Below are 19,846 nucleotides of genomic sequence, written 5' to 3'. Positions count from 1 at the left end.
TGAAAGCCTATAAATCAAAGAAGAAAAACGCGCGTTCCAACGTTTAATTTAAGCTCGTGTATACCTAATCTGTTCAAGGTCCTCTAAACCTTGGACAGATTAGTAGTATTTGCACTTAACGTATTGAAAATAATCAAGTGTAGCGGTGAATGGGTAACAACTTTCAGCGTAATGGCAATTGAAATAGTCTTTCGAGCAGTACTGACTACCTCGATCGCTATGAGTTATAACCTGCTCAGGGAATCCTCGACGGAATAAAGCCATCGATAAGGCATCACAGACCAGTGAGGCCGTCATTCTCGTATCCATAGACCAACCAATTACTTGCCTTGAATATAGGTCAATAATGACAGCTAAGTACAGCCAGCCTTCGCTTGTGGCAACATAAGTAATGTCTCCTGCCCATTTTTGATTCGGAGCCGTTGCGTTAAAATCTTGAGCGAGCAAGTTCGGAGCAACGGGCATTTTATGCTTACTGTCCGTTGTACACTTAAACTTGCGTGCTGCTTTCGCTACTAAATCCTGACGTTTCATACTGGCGGCAATGGTCTTAACATTATGGTTATCACCGCTCTCTGCCAGTTCTTTCTGAATACGTCTGAGCCATCTCATTCTTTGCTAACGTCAAAGGCTTCTTTTACCTTGGTATCAAGCTTTTGGCGCTCTGTCTCACGTTGAATCGCCTTGTGGCGGTTCTCAACCCAATAATAAAACCCACTTCAAGAAACTCTGAACACCTTAGCCATACGGGAAATACTGAAACTCAGCAGGTGTTCGAGCATAAATTCATAGCAATTTACTTTAGATTTTTCGCGAAGTAGGTGGCGGCCTTCTTTACGATGTCTAGCTCTTCTGCTTGCTCTGCCAACTGCCTTTTTAGCTTAGCGACTTCAACGGCCAATTCTTGTTCTCGTTGGCTAATATTAGAATTCTTCTTTGTGGCTTTTCGCCAACCATAGATCTGAGATTCATGTAACGAGAGCTGTCTTGCAGCTGTAGCGACTCCCACTTTCTCTGCCAACTTCAGGGTTTCGGCTTTAAATTCAGGAGAATGGATAATACGTTTCTTCTTGCTTGTTATGGTTCACCTCATTAGTGATTGTACTCACTTAACTCAGTGTCCAAAACTACTGGTGCGGATCAGCAAGCTCGGGATCTGATAGCCAAAACAATTGAAGGATTAGGTAACCCGATTGCCTACCACCTTAAAGAACGAGACTACTTGGACTATCGTGCAACACGAATACCTTACCGTGGCAAAAATAAATCTGTTGAGATTTCACCAACAACACATAACATGGAATTGATTTATCTAAAGGGAATGTTCAAGAAACTAATCAAGTACAATCAATGGAAATACCCCAACCCGATTGAAGCTATCGATACAATCAAAACTAGCGAGAAGAACCTGGCATATCTAACCAAGCCACAAATTGAAGAGTTCCTATTTAACCTGAAGAATTTCAACCGCGTAATTACAGTCTCGATTCCACAGCTCATTGTAATCTCTAAGATTTGCTTAGCCACCGGTGCTCGTATAAGTGAAGCTCTCACTCTTACCCGTTCACAAGTAGCTGAATTCAAGCTAACTTACACCGAGACAAAAGGTAAGAGAAATCGAAGTGTGCCCATCTCACCTGCTTTGTATCATGAGATCTTAGATATCGCAGTGAACGACCATAAGATTTTTGACACTACTTATAAGGATGCCTGGCGCTACATTAAAAGGGCTTTACCTAATCATGTTCCAAGTGGGCAAGCAACGCATGTTCTACGGCATACATTTGCTTCGCACTTTATGATGAATAAAGGGGATATTTTGGTGTTACAGCGGATTCTAGGTCACACAAAAATTGAGCAGACAATGGCGTATTCTCACTTTGCTCCCGAGCATTTGATGCAGGCAGTTCACCTCAATCCTTTAGAAAATTAATGGCGACAAAATGGCGACAGCCACTGTAATCGAGCGTTATTTAGCGGTTTTAGACGTAAAAAAGGCGACAATTTAACCTGTCGCCTTTTGCTAATGAGAGCCTAATTTAGACTATTCCCAATCAAGGATAACCTTTCCTGAAAGCCCGCTACGCATAGCGTCAAAGCCTTTTTGGAAGTCATCAACCTTGAAGTGGTGAGTAATGATTGGTGTTAGATCTAGGCCAGATTGGATCAATGAAGCCATCTTGTACCAAGTTTCGAACATCTCACGACCGTAGATACCTTTGATAACCAAGCCTTTAAAGATTACTTGGTTCCAGTCTACCGCCATGTCTGATGGTGGAATACCTAGTAGAGAGATCTTACCGCCGTGGTTCATGTTAGTTAGCATGCTATTGAACGCAGATGGGTTACCAGACATTTCTAGGCCTACATCGAAGCCTTCTGTCATGCCAAGATCAGACATTACGTCTTCAAGCTTCTCTTCCATCACGTTTACTGCGCGAGTCACACCCATTTTCTTAGCAAGATCTAGGCGGTATTCGTTTACGTCAGTGATTACAACGTGACGAGCACCAACGTGCTTAGCAACAGCTGCAGCCATGATACCGATTGGACCAGCACCAGTAATTAGCACGTCTTCGCCAACTAGGTCGAAAGAAAGTGCTGTGTGTACTGCGTTACCAAACGGGTCAAAGATTGAAGCTAGATCGTCAGAGATTTCTGCAGGGATCTTAAATGCGTTGAACGCAGGGATCACAAGGAACTCAGAGAACGCACCAGTGCGGTTAACACCAACACCTGTTGTGTTACGACAAAGGTGAGTACGGCCGCCACGACAGTTACGACAGTGACCACATGTGATGTGACCTTCGCCAGATACACGGTCGCCGATTTCAAAACCACGAACTTCTTGGCCAATGCCAACAACTTCACCCACGTATTCGTGACCTACTACCATAGGTACTGGGATTGTGTTTTGTGACCACTCATCCCAGTTGTAGATATGTACGTCAGTACCACAAATTGCGGTTTTCTTAATACGAATAAGAAGATCATTATGACCCATTTCAGGTTTTTCAACCTCGGTCATCCAAATGCCTTCTTCAGGCTTTAGCTTAGAAAGTGCTTTAATTTTCATAATGTTACCTAGTTCATCTCGCCTAACTGTAAGGCGAGAATCAAAAATCTATATGTTCTACTGGGTGTTGTTCTATCTAATTAAAGGATGCTCGTGGCACCCCTTTAAAATTAGATGATACCCATGTCTTTACCAACTTGGATGAACGCATCGATTGCGCGGTCTAGTTGCTCACGAGAGTGTGCAGCAGACATTTGCGTACGGATACGAGCTTGACCTTTTGGTACTACAGGGAAAGAGAAACCTACAACGTAGATGCCTTTCTCTAGTGCGCGTTCAGCGAACTCAGCCGCTACTTTTGCATCACCAAGCATGATTGGGATGATTGCGTGGTCTGCACCGCCCATAGTGAAGCCAGCTTCTTCCATGCGAGTACGGAAGTGAGCAGAGTTTTCCCATAGTTGAGTACGTAAGTCGCCAGATTCCGCAAGAAGATCTAGAACGCGGATAGACGCAGATACGATTGCAGGAGCAACAGAGTTAGAGAATAGGTATGGACGAGAACGCTGACGTAGCCAGTCGATCACTTCTTTCTTACCAGAAGTGTAACCGCCTGAAGCGCCACCCATTGCTTTACCAAGAGTACCAGTGATGATATCGATACGGTCTACAACGTTGTGGAACTCGTGAGTACCCGCTCCGTTTTCGCCCATGAAGCCCACTGCGTGAGAGTCATCAACCATTACTAGTGCATCGTACTTGTCTGCAAGGTCACAGATAGCAGGAAGGTTAGCCACTACGCCGTCCATTGAGAACACACCGTCAGTTACGATTAGTGTGTGACGAGCGCCAGCTTCTTTAGCAGCGATAAGTTGCTGCTCTAGCTCTTCCATGTTGTTGTTCGAGTAACGGAAACGCATTGCTTTACACAGACGAACGCCATCGATGATAGATGCATGGTTTAGTGCGTCAGAGATGATTGCGTCTTCTTTACCTAGAATTGTTTCGAACAAACCAGCGTTTGCATCAAAACAAGATGTGTAAAGGATAGTGTCTTCTTTACCTAGGAACGTAGAAAGCTTTTGCTCTAGTTCTTTGTGAGAATCTTGAGTACCACAGATGAAACGTACTGAAGCCATACCAAAACCGTGCTGATCCATACCATCTTTAGCTGCTTCGATAAGAGCTGGGTGGTTAGCAAGACCTAAGTAGTTGTTTGCACAGAAGTTTAGTACTTCTTCACCAGTCGAGATAGAAACCGCTGCTTTTTGTGCAGAAGTAATAATGCGCTCAGACTTGTAAAGACCTTCTTCTTTAACTTCTTCGATTTGAGTTTGAATCTGTTGGTAAAATGCAGAAGACATTATCTCATTCCTTCCTAGTTATAATTTAGCAGCATCGCGCGCCGCTTTATGTAGGGATGTAAACGATCTCAACACGATCATTTACACTGTAAAACTTATGCCTATATTCTAGTTGAACATCCCCGTTCCGATTATCCCTTTAGTTGGAAAAACATTAATGAATCACAGGCACCAATAATAGTTCATCCCAGTGACATAGGGCACATTAACGCCCTTCACCTGCTTTTTTAAACGCCAAATTAGCTATAATTTCCGTCTAATTTCGCTTTCATATCAAATCTCAATTTTTCATCTCAGAATGCGCAGCAGCAACGCCGCTATACAGATGAGCTTCAAACACAACAACCTATCAGAGCAATCACGTCAATCAATTAATGAAATTGATTCACAAATCAAAGTAAATCGCTCACAATGACCATTAAGTTCATCGTTGAAACTAGCTTAACTGGATACTTATGATTAACCCAAAACTCATCGCCCTGCTTCCGGATCTCGCCTCGTTCATTTTGGTGGTTAACGAAGGTAGTTTTACGGCTGCAGCAAAACAGTTAGGCGTGACACCATCAGCCTTGAGTAAGCTCATCACCCGCTTGGAAAAAGCGCTATCGGTGAAACTGTTTGAGCGTACCACTCGTACCCTTATCATTACGCAAGCGGGTCAATTGGTTTATGATCAGAGTGTGGTGATGATCAACGCAGCGCAACAAGCCGTTGAACTGTCTACCTCCGACCATACCGAACCTGCAGGCTCGATAACGGTAGCGGCGCCTGAAGCCTTCTTGAATTCGGTATTGCAGCCTTTCGTTGTTCCATTCTTAAATCAGTATCCAGAAATCCAACTTAAATTGAGAGCGGCTGACGGCGACATCGATATTTTACGTCAAGGCATCGACATTGCTTTCCGCCTGACTGATAAGCCCGACGAAAGCTTAGTATTGAAAGAGTTAGGAAAAACAAACCTCGTGTTGTGTGCAAGCCCTGACTATTTAGATGCCAAGGGGATTCCTCACCACCCTACCGAGCTGTCTGAACACGACTGTTTGTATCTTGCAGAGACAGACAAAGATCACATTTGGGATTTTCTTAAAGATGATGAATTTCACACAGTACCCGTCAGTGGACGTTACGCAGTTAACCACTCGCAGATGCGACTGAAAGGTGTGAAAGAAGGTCTAGGCGTCGGTATTTTCCATGACTTCGTGATTCAAGATGCGTTGGCTGAAGGGTCTGTAGTACAAGTGTTGGAAGATTGGACCATCAAGAGTAATTACCATGGTGCGATTGCGATGCAGTTTGCTCAAACCAAGTACATGCCCGCTCGACTGCGTGTATTCATTGATTACGCCATGGAGCACTTAGGTGACAAGTTGGCAGGAGAAATAAACTGATGTTGAAAGGAATACACCACGCAGCCATAATCTGTTCAAACTACAACGCATCGAAGCACTTTTACACCGAGATTTTAAAACTTGAGATCATTGCCGAAAACTATCGTGAGGCTCGCCAGTCGTACAAACTTGACTTAGCACTGCCTAATGGCGCTCAAATAGAATTATTCAGCTTCCCTGACGCACCTGAAAGACCAAGCTTTCCGGAAGCTCAAGGGCTAAGACACTTAGCTTTTTGTGTTGATGACGTTCAACATGTCAAAAGCTACTTGGAAGAACAAGGCATTGAAGTCGAACCGATTCGAGTTGATGAATTTACAGGTAAAGCATTTACTTTTTTTGCCGATCCTGACGGGCTTCCGTTAGAGCTTTATGAAATCTAGAGCTTTATCAAATATAGAGCTGTACAAGTCTAACGTCTTCTTAATAAACAGAGCATGTCATCTGAATAATGAAACTGACCTCCTCAAAAAGGAGGTCAGTTTGTATATCAATTAACTCAATGCCGTCTTGAATTTCTCAACGCGTGAAAATAGTAACCAATCCAGCAGCATTGCTGTCACGATCGTCGCTCCCGCCAGTGGAAACAGTACTGAAATAACTATCACGATCACTAAACCTGTCTTCCAAAGCCCTGCATCGCCAAACTTCGGTGGCGTGCCAAGCTTTCTTTGACCTGAAGGTCTACGTATCCACCACATCACACCGCCAGTCACGGACACAACAATGAACGCCAAACAAAACAAAGCATTTAGAAGCTTGTTAATGATGTTGATGTCACCTTGATGCAATGAAATACCTACCGCTAACGTTTTGGCAATGAAGTTATAATCTTGCCATGTCACCTCACCCAGAATACGACCTGAGTATTGGTCGAGGTGCGTAGTACGGTCCTGCGTTGGATCAATGATGTCACCGCCCATAGTGTTGGCTGTGACCGTGTAAACACCCGTTTCTGAACGCGGGAAATTCACCTTGTATCGTGTAAAGCCAAGTGAGTATGCTTTTTCAGTAACGTCATCAATGTCGAAGTTGCTTGCTGACAACACATGTAGAGAGTGATCTTCACCCATCTTAGATTGATCATGAGGTTCCGTCGCCTCTTCCACATGATGAACGTGTTCTGCTGGCTTATCTTGAGACAAAGGCAATAGTGTTTGCTCCAAGTTCCAAGGTAGCTCTTCTTCTGAGCCATGGTTGAGGGAAGCGTGCGTCTTATCAGACAACGGAATATCGTCCCACATTTGAGCAGGGAAAGTGCTCCATGCTTGAACAAGCTTACCGCCCCAAAAACCTGTCCATGCCAATCCAGACAGAATAAACAACAACAGAACGAGCGATAACACACCTCCAATGTTCGCATGCAGATCACGCATTAAAATACGCGTTCCTGAACCAAATCGAAGCTTAAGAAAACCAGCGCGGCTCGCGTTATCTCTAGGTAACCATAAGTAAATACCACTGATGAGCAACAGAATAGACAAGCTTATTGCGACTTCAATTAGATAATCACCCCAATCACCAATCAACAAAGTGCCGTGAATGTCATTCGCGAGTTGGTACAGGCTGTCGCTACGCGGAATCTCTCCGACCACTTCGCCCGTATATTGATTTACCGTGGCGAAGACCGATGTGCCGTCTACAAGTGCTACCGAAAAGCGGTTAGCCAGATCAGGAGCTTTGCTCGGAACAAACTGGGTAACCGAACCTTGTGGGTATTGAAGTTGTACTGCAGCTAACTGTTGTGACACTTTAATCGGCTCGCCCGATGCAACAATCTCTAGGGCTTCGTGGTGGAAAGTCAATTCGATTTCATCATCAAACAGCATCACCAAACCTGTAATGCTCAGCATTAACATAAACGGGATAACAAATAGCCCAGCATAGAAGTGCCAGCGCCATGTGAGGAAATAGAGGGTTTTATTGCGGTCTTTGCTTTTTATATTGGTTTCCGAACCGGTTGTTGCACTGCTTTTAGACTGCGAAGTTGCTTGTGCTTTCGCAGGGGTTTGAGATTCATTTCTCAACATTATAATTTCCTTTGACACACGCAAACATACCTTCTGAAAAATCAGAAAGTAATCTGAGCATGTTTAACTTTACTTAATACTTTATTTTTTAATTATTTTAATGGGTTAGGTTTAAGCAATAACAAAGGGAGGGCCGCGCGGGGCTTGCCTCGTGTAGCGTTCGCTTAGAGCCAAAAAAGCGTAGCTGTCGGAGACAATAGAACTCAGTCGAGTTGTCAGTAGTGTAGTGGGAAGTTCATCTTGGTGAAACGTGGAAAAATGGCTAAACGGACACGGCTTTCCTTTATGAGTATTAGGTTCGCCTTCTTCGATTTGAACCAATTCAAAGCCATTGACCGTACATAACGACGCCCATACTCCCGCACTATTACCATGAGCATTGATAACAGGCATTAATGTCACTAGCGCCCAGCTTAATGCTGTTGCAAGTAACATGAAGAAGTTGAACGAGGTTCGGCGCATTATTCCAAGTCTTTATAAATTTCCCTTATTATGAGGGACTTGGAATATAGGTAAACGTAAAGATTAACAGCAAGTTAAAAAATTGAAGCTAACGCACACTCTTTTTCGTTAAATACTGGTTACAACACTAAAGCTAAGAAAGTAATACTCATCTCTTTGCAGCAGGCTTTCGATAAAAGAGACAATAAAAACGCCGCCTTACACCTTCCTCGAAAGAGGGTAATGTAAGGCGGCGTTTTAGAGATCGAATCTTGAGGTTTGCTCTTTGTTACCTATCTAGCAAACGTTCATGATTAACGAATTAACCGAAGATCTTGCTCCAGATGCTTGGGTTACGCTTCTCATGGTACTCTTCACGAAGGCCATCAATAGTACGAAGTTCTTGCTGTGCCGACGCTAAGTCACCTTGGTCTAGCTTCTGCTCAATGCTATCCAGTGATGCACTGATCTTTTTGAAGCCTTCCATGAAGTTGTCTTCTTTCTCGACTGGGTAAACACCCGTTTTCAGCTCTGCCACTAGCGTATCTAAACGAACGATAGGCTTTTGCATCTCTTCAATGCTTTGAGCTTCTGCCGCTTGTTTGAACGCAAGCTTCATTTCTTGCATGTTTTTCTTAAGGTCTACATTAGCAAATGCGTTGCCAGACAATACTGAAGCAGCGATTAAGCCAGATAAAAGGATTGAGCGAGTTTTCATTGTTTCTCCAAGTGAAGCGGTGTCTTTGAAGTTAGAGCCGTCATTACTGTGGCACTTCGACTTTATTATTTTCGGCTAGTGTATACAAAAATCTTTCAGGCACAAAAATTGATTGTGTCGAAATGCAAACCCGCCGACATTCTCTTAAACAAGATCTGAATATTCTGGGATTTCATTACGACCGCGCAAGGCCAAAAAGGCTAGGAACTGCTTTGGCGAATGGGTAATCACTTTACTCGAATCTACGCCCACTTCATCTAACAATGCTGCGACTAAGTCTAAGCCACCGACATCTAAACAGAAATGCGCATCGCTGCCTGTTGTAATAAATGCACCCTTCGCTTTCGCTATTCTTGCAATCTCATAGCAGCGGTCAACACTGCCAACTCGGCTATTGCCTTTGAGTGTGGTGTTGTTGATCTCAATCGCCACGTTGTTCTCAACCGCACATTGAATAACGGCTTCGAAATCGAAATCAAAATTAGGATTGCCTAAGTGACCAAGCGCATCAATTCGACCGCCCTTAATCACATTCAACAATGCTTCTGTATGGGTAGCGACATCCGATGGGCGAAATACTGGCTCATGAAAACTCGCGATCACCCAATCCAAGTTCTTATCCACACTCGGATGAATGTCGATTTCACCCTGTGTGTTCATGATGTTTGACTCAACACCTCGAATAATTGCGACATCTTCAATAAAACGAGGGAGCACACGCTGATTGCTGAAGAACCAATAGTGTGGCGCGCCCGGCATTGATTCTGAATGATCAGTAGTACAAAACATGGCTAAACCATTTTGCTTTGCCGACTTGGCGTTTTCGATCAATGTGCTGTAAGCATGACCACTTGCGTATGTGTGGGTGTGAGTATCTACTTTGAGTTCCATGAATCAATGCCCTCTTCGCTCGGTCAAAATACGTTTTTCAGAAAGTAACTCTGAATCTCTTTCAGGAAAAGAATACTTCAGAAAATGAATGCCTAATGGCAACAATTCGGCCAGTTTATCAGCTGAAAGTGACAATTAGCACCCAAACATAAAGGTTTATTACTGGTTCATTTACACGACACGGGAATACGTGGCTAACCAGAGCCAGCCAGCGCTTGGTCTTATCTAAGTCGAACCGCACACACTCGGTAATTGCGCCAATTTTTTGCAACCTACCCAAGTTCGTCAATACTTAAACCAGTCTACAAACCGGAGTGTTAGATGAGAAGAAGACGATATCCGCTGAGTATCCACATCACTAGCCTTTTCCTAATTTTGACAACACTTGTCGGTGCGGTATTGATTTCGATAAGTTATCGGCACTCCCAAGAGCTGCTGCTAGGCACAGTGCGCGAGATCAGTAATGAGCATCGCGACAAGCTGGAATCAGTATTTAAACAAGCGATTGCCCCTGTCATCACAACCCTAAATGTGATGGCGGTGAGCCCGTTTGTTGCTCATCAAACTTCCGCTGTCGAAAAAGACTCTTGGCTTGCTTCGGTCGATATCATCTTCAAACAAAACACCAATTTGGTCGCTCTATTTTATGGTTCTGAAGATGGTGACTTTAGAATCTTTCGTCCACTAAGCACCAATAAACAGAGAGCCGAAAACAGCGCGCCCGCTAAAGCGACCATGATGGTCAGCAGCACCAATCTAGACGGTGAAAACTTTATTACCTACCTTGATGGCGCACATCAAGTGATCAGTACTCGACAAGCAGAGAGTAAGTTCAACCCCACAACTCGTCCTTGGTTTCGTAACGCAAAGCCTGATGGCTCAATACAACTCTCTGAGCCCTATCTATTCTATTTCCTGCAAACCAATGGCATTACACTCTCTAGGCGTTCTGCCGATGGCAAGCATGTGGTTGGTGCCGACTTTACGTTGAGTTCCCTCTCTTCTCAGATCAGTGAATTAGCTTATTCTCCGCAAACCCGACTCGCCTTGTTCGATCAACATTTTAATCTTCTCGGTCAGCATCAACTTGAGCTATCAGTACCCAAGCCTGACTCCCAATCTGATGACACAAGTAAAACTGAGCAAACGAACAACCAAACGACGGGGAATCTCTCTGGCAGTGAGCAAGACCAAAGCTTCTTTAATGTGCCCAAACGTGAACAGATGGAAGCATTGAAAGCGTCCGTTATTGCGCCGCTTATCTCTGATGAAGAGAAGTTTAACCTCAATCTAAAAAACGTTGAGTACAACTTAAACACTTGGGCACTAACGCTAACGCCGGTTCAACTGACTCAAAATGTCACCTTACACTTGGCAGAAGCGACGCCACACAATGAGCTGCTCGCTGATCTTATCTCGATGCGAGACAAGCAAGTTGCGGTCGCGATTGGGATGTTGTTCATCTGCTTCGCTATCGTATGGTTTGTTGCTAATCGACTGTCTCAGCCACTCAATACGCTGATGCAACTCACCGACAACATCGCTCGATTTGACTTCAGGCGTACTCATTATCCCAAAAGCATGATTCAAGAAGTGGCTAACCTTGCCCACTCGATTGAGCTAATGGAACACACGCTTCATGATCTGATTACCCTACTTCGAGACACCGCCGGGAATCAGGAGTTTTCGATCTTAGCCAAGAACATTGCTCATCAAAGCTATTTAATCACCAAAGCAGAAACCATTGTCCTTTTCACTCAGTCCAAAGAGAAAGACGTGTTTGATACGGCAGCTAACCTTGCCATTCTCCCTTTTAAAGCCGACATCAATGACTTCATCAAACACACGCCTTGGTTGCTGTGTCAGCTTAAGTCTGGTGAGACGATCCATTTGAACCGAAAAGACAATGTTCTCAACTATTACCAAGATTCGATCTTCAATTCAGACCTGTACCTATTTCCACTATTAAACCGAGAGAAACTGTTGGTAGGGATTGTGGCAATTGGCTATGAGAGACCAATTACCAAGATGCAGGCAGACAAGCACGCATTTTTAAGAGAGTTGCTCAGCTTTGCGGAAATAGCGAAAGACAACATCGACCAAATGCAGCAACAAAAAGACATGCTTAATGCCTTTATTGAGCTGATTGCATCGGCGATTGATACCAAGTCACCTTATACGGGCGGGCATTGCCAACGAGTGCCTGAGCTCACCAAATGGCTAACTCAAGCAACCATAGATGATGACCGCTATTACCCGCAATTCTCATTGGACAGTAAACAGTGGGAAGAGTTGATGCTCGCCGCTTGGCTTCATGACTGCGGCAAGGTGACCACGCCTGAATATGTGGTAGATAAGGCAACAAAACTGGAAACCATTTACGACCGAATCCACGAAGTGCGAATGCGTTTTGAGTTGTTGAAACAGCAAGCGGAAACCGATTACTGGAAAGCGATGGCGAACGGTGCACTACAAGAAGAACAACTCAAAATACTCGAACAAAGCCTGTCTGAACTGGATGAGGAGTTTGCCTTCGTTGCTGAGTGTAATCTTGGCGGCGAATCTATGACGGAAGAGCAGCTAGAACGCTTAGATCAAATAGCCAAACGCCAATGGAAACGTACACTGGATGATCAATTGGGTTTGTCTTGGTCTGAAAAAGAGAGATTTAACACCCAAAAAGAGTCGGTTGAGAAAGAGAGAACTGAGCCAACAAGTCAGGAAAAGGGTTTTCCTATCATGGAGCCTCTGCTTGCAGACAAACCGGAGCATAAAATACCTTGGGACAATGGCTTTAACCCTGCCGATGTATGGCAAGAAGCGTTTGTACTTAAGCCCGGAGAAGTTAAATACAACCAAGGTGAACTGCACAATTTGAAAGTACGCCGTGGTACGCTAAACGATGAAGAACGTTTCATGATCAACGATCATATTATCCAAACCTTCACCATGCTCAACAAGTTGCCTTACCCGCCTTACCTTCAAAACATTCCGGATATCGCCAGCGGACACCACGAACGTATCGACGGTAAGGGATACCCAAGAGGCTTAAACGAAGACCAGTTACCTCTGCCGTCCAGAGCAATGGCAATTGCTGATGTCTTTGAAGCGCTCACCTCTAGTGATCGCCCTTATAAGAAAGGTAAACTCTTAAGCGAATCACTCAACATCATGACCGACATGGCCACCAGCGGTCATATCGATCCCAAGTTGTATTTACTGTTTTTGGAAAACAAAATCTACGATAAATACGCTGAGCGATTCCTAGAAATGAACCAACGCTGCGAGATTGACCCGCACGAACACATCGACCGAGTAAAAGAATACATACGCTCATTGTTCTAAGTTTTAAATTAACCATTCAGAGGATAAGCCATAACTCAATGGTTAGCTTTTAGCTGCCGAGTCCAATACCGCAACGTCCACTACAGTCGCTACAGCCACTGTGGTGTGCGGTTTTTGTTTGGCTTTCGCCTTGCTGTGTCTTTTTGCCAGCAATGTATTGGTGATGCTCGCCACGACAATCAGGTTAATGCCAATCATCTGCTGTGTAGAAAACACATCATCAAAGAACAAGCCCTGCCAAAGCGCGCTAAACAGCATGTTAGTAAAAATCAGAGGTGCCAACTGGGAGCCACTGTCTGCAAGCTTATACGCCTTGGAACGGAAGATTTGGGTATTGATGGTAAACAGTGCAAGACCAAGTGATCCGAGAACAATCCAGCGTAAATCGTCAAAAGACAGCAACGCCGACAAGGTTCCTTTCTCTGCACTTTCAAGTACATCAGGCACCGCAGAAACAGAAGTAAACACCACCATTGGTATCACAATAATTGCCGCAACTAAAAAGGTCCACGCGTTAAGCTCTGCCGGAGTCAGGCTGGTTTTAGACGCTCGGTACAAACTCACTTGCGAGCCAGAATTAAATACCCCCGCGAGAAGCCCAAGCAGAAGCGCAGGTCTAAAGAACTCCGAACCCAACTCAAACTGCGACCAATCCCCCGCCATCATCACTACGCCAACAAAGGTGACAGCTAAACACACTATCGTCGTTGTATGAATCTTGGTTCTAAATATTAACTTTTCTAACAATGGAATAAACAGAGGCCCCGTACTGAACAACACAACCCCTTCAACAAGCGTTAAGGTTTGCAGTGAAGTAAGGAAACACCACTGACACGCCACCATAAAGATCGCCCGCATCACCAAAGGTTTCCACATTTCTCGTGTCGGCTTGCTGATTTTGTAAAAGGTCAGGAAAAGAAATAAAAACAGACTGGGTAACAAAAAACGCACAAAACTGAGTAACGAAGTGGGCATCACTTCAGATAGATACTTAGCCATCAAGCCACTTAAAGACAAACTGAACGTCGACAACAACATGAAAGTCGTCGCCTTGGTAATATCAGACATAATTATCACCTCCTATGACATCTATTTTAGAGGCGTGACGTAATGAAAAATAGCGAGTAATATTAACTATAACTGTAAGGAAAACTTACCAATGAAAAAACTCGTTCCGCTTAAATCCGTTTATGCTTTCATTGCTGTTGCTGAGACTGGCAGCATGACCGACGCCGCGCGGGTATTGTACGTCAGTCACTCTGCGGTAAGCCAAGCGATAAAGTCGTTAGAACAACTGGTCAACAAGCCTCTGTTTCAACGAGTCGGTCGTCGTGTTGTTCTTAATGCCGCAGGTAAGCGATATTACCGCAAAGTTGCTCCCGCACTTGAGCAAGTGATAGAGGCGACCGAAGAGCTTGCCAGAACGCCTAACGACCACCGCATTACCCTCAACATGGTCAATTCGCTAGCGATGCACTGGTGGATCCCACGAGTTCCCGACTTCCAAGCCTTCGCTCCCTCACTTGATATCCGCATTTCGACGCTAACTGGCCCTTTCGATATCGAGCAGGAAGGGGTCGATGTTGCGCTTGTACATGGCAAACCCAACGAGTGGGAACAATATTACAGCGAGAAACTGGGCGACGATGACCTAATCTTGGTGTGTAGCCCTACGATATTAAAAAACCAGACCGGATTGAGCGTCGAACAACTCGTCAAACAAAACCCGACCATTGGCGTTTTTAACCTCAGGCGACAACACGACTGGCAAGTGTGGTGCGACAATTACCAAATCCCAATGCCCACATTCCATAGCAACCTGACATTCGATGTCTCCATTCAAGCAGTACAAGCTGCGATTCGTTCACTAGGCGTATTGGTTACACATCGCTTGTTTGTGAAGGATGACATCAGCCACGGGATGCTTGTCGAACTGGGTAAACCGGTTGCTAACCCGCACCAAGATTTTTACTTTGTTTGCCCAAAAAACAAATTAAAACAAGAAAGTGTGCTAAAACTGAGAACATGGTTAAGACATGAATTCACACGCTCAGAGACAGCACTGAACGATGACATTCAAGAACATGACCAAGCTATCAATCAATAAGCGAGTAACAACTCAGCAAGCTTACAAGAGGCCATTATGATTATTACCACCACTCAATCTGTCGAAGGCAAACGCATTGTCGATTACAAAGGGGTTATCGCCGGAGAAGCCATTCTAGGGGTGAACGTTTTCAAAGATATGTTTTCAGGAATTCGTGACTTTGTGGGTGGACGTTCTGGCACCTACGAGAAAGAACTGGAAAAAGCACGTAACTACGCGTTCAAAGAGTTAGAACAGAAAGCGATTGAAGCGGGTGCCAACGCGGTGGTAGGCGTAGATATTGATTACGAAGTCTTGGGAACAGGTAATGGCATGTTGATGGTCTCTGCTAGTGGCACGGCAGTGGTGGTTGCTTAACTGAATCACTCGCTAAATCATGCGATTACCTAGAAAAACGCCCCTTAGCTGAATCGCTAGCTAAGGGGCGTTATTGTATTCGCTGCCAAACTAGGCTTGAATATCTCTAACTCGCACGATCTTCTGGCTCAGAAATCATGGCATCAAAAGAGGCAATTCGAGCCAAAAACTCTTTTCTATCTTTAGGCATAATTGAGCTTGCCATTGGTAAGTTCGCCTTCATCGCATCGACGGCGCGACCACGAACCAATACCTCAAAGTGCAAGTGCGGGCCAGTAATACGACCAGTAGCACCCGATAGCGCAATTTTCTGACCTCGCTTAATTTGCTGACCTTTCTTAACTAAGAAGCGGCTCAAGTGAAGATAACGCGTCGTATATACGCTGTTGTGTTCAATCACCAAATATTTACCAGCATACGGGTGGTCACGAAGTGCCACCACTCGACCATCACCAGTTGAGTAGATAGGTGAACCAACAGGTGTCGCAAAGTCGGTACCATTGTGCGGTGAGATTCGCCCAGTTACTGGGTGTCTTCGTGTCGGATTGAACGAAGAAGTGATTCTTCGGAATTTTCTGTCGACTGGGTATCTATCAAAGGCTTGCTCTAGACTATTTCCCTCTCTGTCATAAAAAAGACCATCTGGTGCTAGAAAAGCTGCGACTTCTCGGTTTCTTAATTGAATTGAGATACCTTGAATTTCTGTTTTACCCGTTAGGTGATCATCCGTGTACTGCTCTTTGATCAATACATTGAAGCTATCACCAGCTCTCAGCTCTCGAGCGAAGTTGACTTTGTCTTTTAGTGTGCGGGTGATATTGGCTATCTGGTTAGTAGTTAACCCCGCTTTGTAGGCTGACGTTGAAAAGCTACCGTGAACACTACCCGCATAGAGTTTTTCTTTCCATTCGCCTGGGATCTCGTGGAATTTATAGGTGAAGCTACCATCATCGTTTCGAGTAAAGGCTGCTTGCTCAACCAAACTCTCGTGATAAATCAGCTCCACAAGCTGTTTTGAGTCACTATCCAAAAGCAACTCTAGATGGTCACCAGGTTTTATTGTGTCGAGTTTCAAAGACTCCAGATCCGCTTCCATCACCTTTTGAACGGTTCCATATGGCAGTTGCCATGACGAAAAGATGTTGCTTAGCGTATCGCCAACTTTCACAAAATAATGGACCTTAACCAAAGAGTTGGGAGTCGCTTGCGAGTCGATGACTTCCTTATCATTAGGTTGAGAACCTTGGTAAGGTGTTATTTTGATAGAGATTTCTGGTGCTGGTTTGGAGTGAAAAGAGAGCAAAGCAGCAAGGGAAAATGCGCTGATCGCAGTAACGATCAGACCAATACGGAGGAACTTCATAAAATACTTAGCGGTTATAACGAGGAACTTAGAATGTGTTATAACATAACAATTAAATCAAAAAAATAAATGAAATGTAAGAAACCATAGCGCGATAGGTGTGAAAGTATGGTGAGCATGCAAAGCCCACCACCTTAGTTAACACGGATCTTTACCTCATATTACTCTTCACGAAGTACTTCGAAGCGTTCTAAGCCTCGCAGCATCTCAAAGTCCGGCTCTTCAGTTAGCAGCTCTCTCATGGACCCACTGGCTTCAATAGCGCGCTCTAAGTCATCGATAGCTTGACCTTCTGCCCCTAATCGAGCATAGGCGCAAGCACGTTGATACAAGGCATGAGCATTTTGGTCATCGACTTCTAATACACGGTTACAAAGACTCATTGCCCAGTGGTATTCCTGTATATCCATAGCAGCGTCAGCTTTGGCAGTAAGTGCTTCTAAATCTCCAGGACGAACCTTCAGTATTTCATCGTAGATTTCAATTTTTTGCTCTGCCGTTTGTGCGTTCTGTGCTCTCAACCATAGGTTATGAATCTCATTGATAATTTCAATTTCGCGGTTGTTGTCGGAAATGATTCTGGTCTTGCGCTTAAGATCCCGTTCAAGAACATTAAACTTCTTCTCATAGTCTTGAGCGATAGAATTAAGTCGCTTATCAGCCATGTCTTGAGTTGTGTGTTTAAGCTCTTTGATGGATTGCCAACCCACCAGCGCGATAAGAGAGGCCACACCAGCAATAATGTAGAAGAAATACGTTACGGTAACATTGGCGTAGTTCAGCGATTTATCCGCTACAGTCAATTCGCGATCCGTCATCTGAATAGTGAGACGTCTCTCAAGGTCTTGCTGTTCCATTCGCAGTTGCTTCAGCTCATCCAAGATATAGCGTTCCATCAGCGGTCTATCCAAATACTCTTGTTCCGAGTACTTAACCTCTTCGCTTGCAAAACTCATCGTGCTGAACACCGAGATAACTGCAATCAATAAGATTCGAAGCATTATACATTCCTTATATGTTTATCTTTAGACTAACTGTATCTCGTAATAGGCATACAAGCTAGGAAGTCGACAAGTTTGCTATGTCCATATTGGAATTAACACTCTAAAACATCATTGATAATTATAAAACACTTGAAGCAACATCATTAATTTCTAACTAATAAAAATGCCCAGTATTACTGTTCTATATAATTAATTCGTGATGCAAATATACCGATGATTGATTTATAGCATCCCGTGGAATCTTATATTTATAATAATTAAACCGAGGTTAATTTGAGTAATACGCGATACGATTTAATGAGCCGTGTACTGCACTGAGTCATGGCTTTCGTCATCATCTATGCAACAACCGCAGGGTATGTGATGCACTATGTCACCAGTCATCCAGAGCTGTTTTCTTTTCTGTCAGTGCTCAACATGTCATTGGCGACCGTTGCGACGCCACTGCTTGTGGTTCGTTATATCTGGAGCCACTTTCGCTCGTCGCCAAGCATGCCAACCTCTGTGCCTGAAGGGCAAAAATGCGTTGCCAAGCTTGCACACTCTTTGATGTATCTTGTGATGTTTATGGTTTTCAGCACCGGCTACTTAATGCTAAAAGAACCGTACTCTTTATTTTGGTTAGTGAGCGTAAATAATCTAATTACCGACTCTGCAATCAACGGCTTCTTTTTCTATTTCCATCGTGCCAGTTGTATTGCCCTAGCCTGTTTAATTGTGCTGCATATCAGTGCCGCACTTAAACATCACTTTGTCTCTAGGAACTATGTATTGAAGATGATGCTCTAGATTCAAAGAATTCAAGACAATTTGCACAAACAACAAAAAAGCCATAGCATGTTCGCTATGGCTTTCTTATTTCAATTTGATTACTTGGTTTGAGTATCAATCATCACTTGCCAGTATTCACATTTAGCCAAGAACTCTTTTAAATAAAGCTCTGGGTTAGCAAGCTTCTCACCGCCTTTAACATCAGCTCCAGTCACACGCCAAAATCCACGAGTAACCAAGTTTCGATGATAAATAAAATCGTTGAGTTCATTGGCCTTCAAAGGAAGTTGCTCACCAAACGTATTTTCGTAGCGGCTCAGAGTCGAGGCTTGTTCACTTGGCTTCTCCCTTAAAAAGGTATCCAAATCCAGACCTAATGCCTGTTGCTGATCTTTTGATAGGGTTTTAACTAATTTAGAGATCACACTGAACAGAGCCAACTCAACTTTTTGAGACGCTAATAACGATGCACCTAAAAGCGCATGTTCATTGGAAATGTGTTGCTCTGTTGATGAAACGGTTGCTGTTGTCACTGTGTTAACCTCAAATAATCATAACGGGTGTTACTGAACTGGATAGAGTCTTTTCACTAAGCTGAATCTTATTCTTGTCATTAAGAAGAATCTTGCAGCTAAGCAGAGCCTTTCAACTAAGCAGAATCTTTTAGCAGAACACGGTCAGCATCAATAATGGTGAAGCCTGATGCATCTTCGTTCTTTTCGACTTGCACTAAACCTTTAAAACCAATCTGCGACAGCTTCTTCGCAAGTTGATCTGGTGCTGTTTCAAAAACAACATTCATAAAAGGTAAAGACTCAGCATCAACAAAACCATGCTCGTTAAACAGTTCCATTGCTTGAGATAAATGGTCTGAGTCGGTTAATTCGATAATTTCTACAACTTCTTCCAACAACATTTTCGATTCCATATTCGCCAGAAAGTGACTGACACAAGCCGGTTCTTTTTGCTTGCATACATCCCGATGCCCTAAGACACCCCTTTAGTAGTAGGGATATCATAACATATTAATAATCGTAAAATATGTTTTATT

Annotated in this window: 18 protein-coding genes and 1 pseudogene; 7 read left to right on the top strand and 12 right to left on the bottom strand. The window is 43.9% G+C overall.

Going from position 1 to position 19,846, the window contains the following annotated elements:
- Positions 1–183: 183 nt before the first annotated feature.
- Positions 184–1,081: pseudogene (locus AB6E52_RS17855) on the bottom strand (IS3 family transposase); the annotation flags it as partial.
- Positions 1,082–1,117: 36 nt separating this feature from the next.
- On the opposite strand from AB6E52_RS17855, the gene AB6E52_RS17850 reads away from it, so the two are divergent.
- A complete protein-coding gene (locus AB6E52_RS17850) occupies positions 1,118–1,933 on the top strand; it encodes a tyrosine-type recombinase/integrase (RefSeq protein ID WP_240798952.1) in 816 nt (271 codons plus the stop codon).
- A 111-nt stretch (positions 1,934–2,044) separates the two neighbouring features.
- Here AB6E52_RS17850 and tdh read toward each other — a convergent pair whose 3' ends face one another.
- Positions 2,045–3,076, bottom strand: coding sequence for an L-threonine 3-dehydrogenase (gene tdh, locus AB6E52_RS17845; protein WP_050649238.1), 1,032 nt, complete (start codon positions 3,074–3,076; stop codon positions 2,045–2,047).
- Positions 3,077–3,186: 110 nt separating this feature from the next.
- Complete coding sequence (locus tag AB6E52_RS17840) at positions 3,187–4,380, bottom strand: glycine C-acetyltransferase (RefSeq protein WP_017064793.1); 1,194 nt, start codon at positions 4,378–4,380, stop codon at positions 3,187–3,189.
- A gap of 455 nt (positions 4,381–4,835) precedes the next feature.
- Between AB6E52_RS17840 and AB6E52_RS17835 the strand changes: the two genes are divergently transcribed.
- On the top strand, positions 4,836–5,768 hold the full coding sequence (locus tag AB6E52_RS17835) for a LysR family transcriptional regulator (RefSeq protein ID WP_017059538.1): 933 nt from the start codon (positions 4,836–4,838) through the stop codon (positions 5,766–5,768).
- Positions 5,768–6,151: a VOC family protein gene (locus AB6E52_RS17830; RefSeq protein WP_102319755.1), complete on the top strand. Its 384-nt coding sequence runs from the start codon at positions 5,768–5,770 to the stop codon at positions 6,149–6,151. Before AB6E52_RS17835 ends, AB6E52_RS17830 begins: the two co-directional genes overlap by 1 nt.
- A 111-nt stretch (positions 6,152–6,262) precedes the next feature.
- Here the strand turns inward: AB6E52_RS17830 and AB6E52_RS17825 are convergent, their stop codons facing one another.
- The 4 genes from AB6E52_RS17825 to AB6E52_RS17810 all read right to left on the bottom strand — a co-directional run bounded on the left by AB6E52_RS17825 (position 6,263) and on the right by AB6E52_RS17810 (position 9,848).
- Positions 6,263–7,798 (bottom strand): PepSY domain-containing protein, encoded by a 1,536-nt coding sequence (locus AB6E52_RS17825; protein ID WP_102319754.1) that lies wholly within the window; start codon positions 7,796–7,798, stop codon positions 6,263–6,265.
- Between the two features lie 111 nt (positions 7,799–7,909).
- Positions 7,910–8,260, bottom strand: coding sequence for a hypothetical protein (locus AB6E52_RS17820; RefSeq protein WP_017064798.1), 351 nt, complete (start codon positions 8,258–8,260; stop codon positions 7,910–7,912).
- Between the two features lie 301 nt (positions 8,261–8,561).
- Complete coding sequence (locus AB6E52_RS17815; RefSeq protein ID WP_017059534.1) at positions 8,562–8,957, bottom strand: cytochrome b562; 396 nt, start codon at positions 8,955–8,957, stop codon at positions 8,562–8,564.
- Between the two features lie 144 nt (positions 8,958–9,101).
- Positions 9,102–9,848: a phosphatase gene (locus AB6E52_RS17810; RefSeq protein WP_017059533.1), complete on the bottom strand. Its 747-nt coding sequence runs from the start codon at positions 9,846–9,848 to the stop codon at positions 9,102–9,104.
- A gap of 321 nt (positions 9,849–10,169) precedes the next feature.
- On the opposite strand from AB6E52_RS17810, the gene AB6E52_RS17805 reads away from it, so the two are divergent.
- The gene (locus tag AB6E52_RS17805; protein WP_102319753.1) at positions 10,170–13,193 is read left to right on the top strand and encodes an HD domain-containing phosphohydrolase; all 3,024 of its coding nucleotides are present in this window, start codon (positions 10,170–10,172) and stop codon (positions 13,191–13,193) included.
- A 42-nt stretch (positions 13,194–13,235) separates the two neighbouring features.
- On the opposite strand, the gene AB6E52_RS17800 is transcribed toward AB6E52_RS17805, so the two are convergent.
- A complete protein-coding gene (locus tag AB6E52_RS17800) occupies positions 13,236–14,261 on the bottom strand; it encodes a DMT family transporter (RefSeq protein WP_017059531.1) in 1,026 nt (341 codons plus the stop codon).
- A gap of 91 nt (positions 14,262–14,352) precedes the next feature.
- On the opposite strand from AB6E52_RS17800, the gene AB6E52_RS17795 reads away from it, so the two are divergent.
- Both AB6E52_RS17795 and AB6E52_RS17790 read left to right on the top strand, forming a co-directional pair.
- Positions 14,353–15,300 carry a LysR substrate-binding domain-containing protein gene (locus AB6E52_RS17795; protein ID WP_102319752.1) on the top strand — a complete coding sequence of 316 codons (948 nt, stop codon included), beginning with the start codon at positions 14,353–14,355 and terminating at the stop codon, positions 15,298–15,300.
- 36 nt (positions 15,301–15,336) lie between these two features.
- A complete protein-coding gene (locus AB6E52_RS17790; RefSeq protein ID WP_004730185.1) occupies positions 15,337–15,657 on the top strand; it encodes a heavy metal-binding domain-containing protein in 321 nt (106 codons plus the stop codon).
- Positions 15,658–15,763: 106 nt separating this feature from the next.
- On the opposite strand, the gene AB6E52_RS17785 is transcribed toward AB6E52_RS17790, so the two are convergent.
- Together AB6E52_RS17785 and AB6E52_RS17780 are read right to left on the bottom strand one after the other, a co-directional pair.
- Complete coding sequence (locus AB6E52_RS17785; protein ID WP_102319751.1) at positions 15,764–17,020, bottom strand: peptidoglycan DD-metalloendopeptidase family protein; 1,257 nt, start codon at positions 17,018–17,020, stop codon at positions 15,764–15,766.
- A 161-nt stretch (positions 17,021–17,181) separates the two neighbouring features.
- Complete coding sequence (locus tag AB6E52_RS17780; protein ID WP_017069419.1) at positions 17,182–18,021, bottom strand: tetratricopeptide repeat protein; 840 nt, start codon at positions 18,019–18,021, stop codon at positions 17,182–17,184.
- Positions 18,022–18,345: 324 nt separating this feature from the next.
- Here AB6E52_RS17780 and AB6E52_RS17775 point away from each other — a divergent pair, with 324 nt between their 5' ends.
- On the top strand, positions 18,346–18,813 hold the full coding sequence (locus tag AB6E52_RS17775) for a cytochrome b (RefSeq protein WP_102319750.1): 468 nt from the start codon (positions 18,346–18,348) through the stop codon (positions 18,811–18,813).
- An 80-nt stretch (positions 18,814–18,893) separates the two neighbouring features.
- Here AB6E52_RS17775 and AB6E52_RS17770 read toward each other — a convergent pair whose 3' ends face one another.
- On the bottom strand, positions 18,894–19,328 hold the full coding sequence (locus tag AB6E52_RS17770; protein WP_102319749.1) for a hypothetical protein: 435 nt from the start codon (positions 19,326–19,328) through the stop codon (positions 18,894–18,896).
- 116 nt (positions 19,329–19,444) lie between these two features.
- Positions 19,445–19,711 carry a hypothetical protein gene (locus AB6E52_RS17765; protein ID WP_017059525.1) on the bottom strand — a complete coding sequence of 89 codons (267 nt, stop codon included), beginning with the start codon at positions 19,709–19,711 and terminating at the stop codon, positions 19,445–19,447.
- Positions 19,712–19,846: the final 135 nt, after the last annotated feature.

Source organism: Vibrio sp. 10N.247.311.13, assembly GCF_041467595.1.
Taxonomy (GTDB): domain Bacteria; phylum Pseudomonadota; class Gammaproteobacteria; order Enterobacterales; family Vibrionaceae; genus Vibrio; species Vibrio crassostreae_C.
Note: the sequence above shows the minus strand (reverse complement) of the source record. Positions and strands in the feature narration are given on the sequence as shown.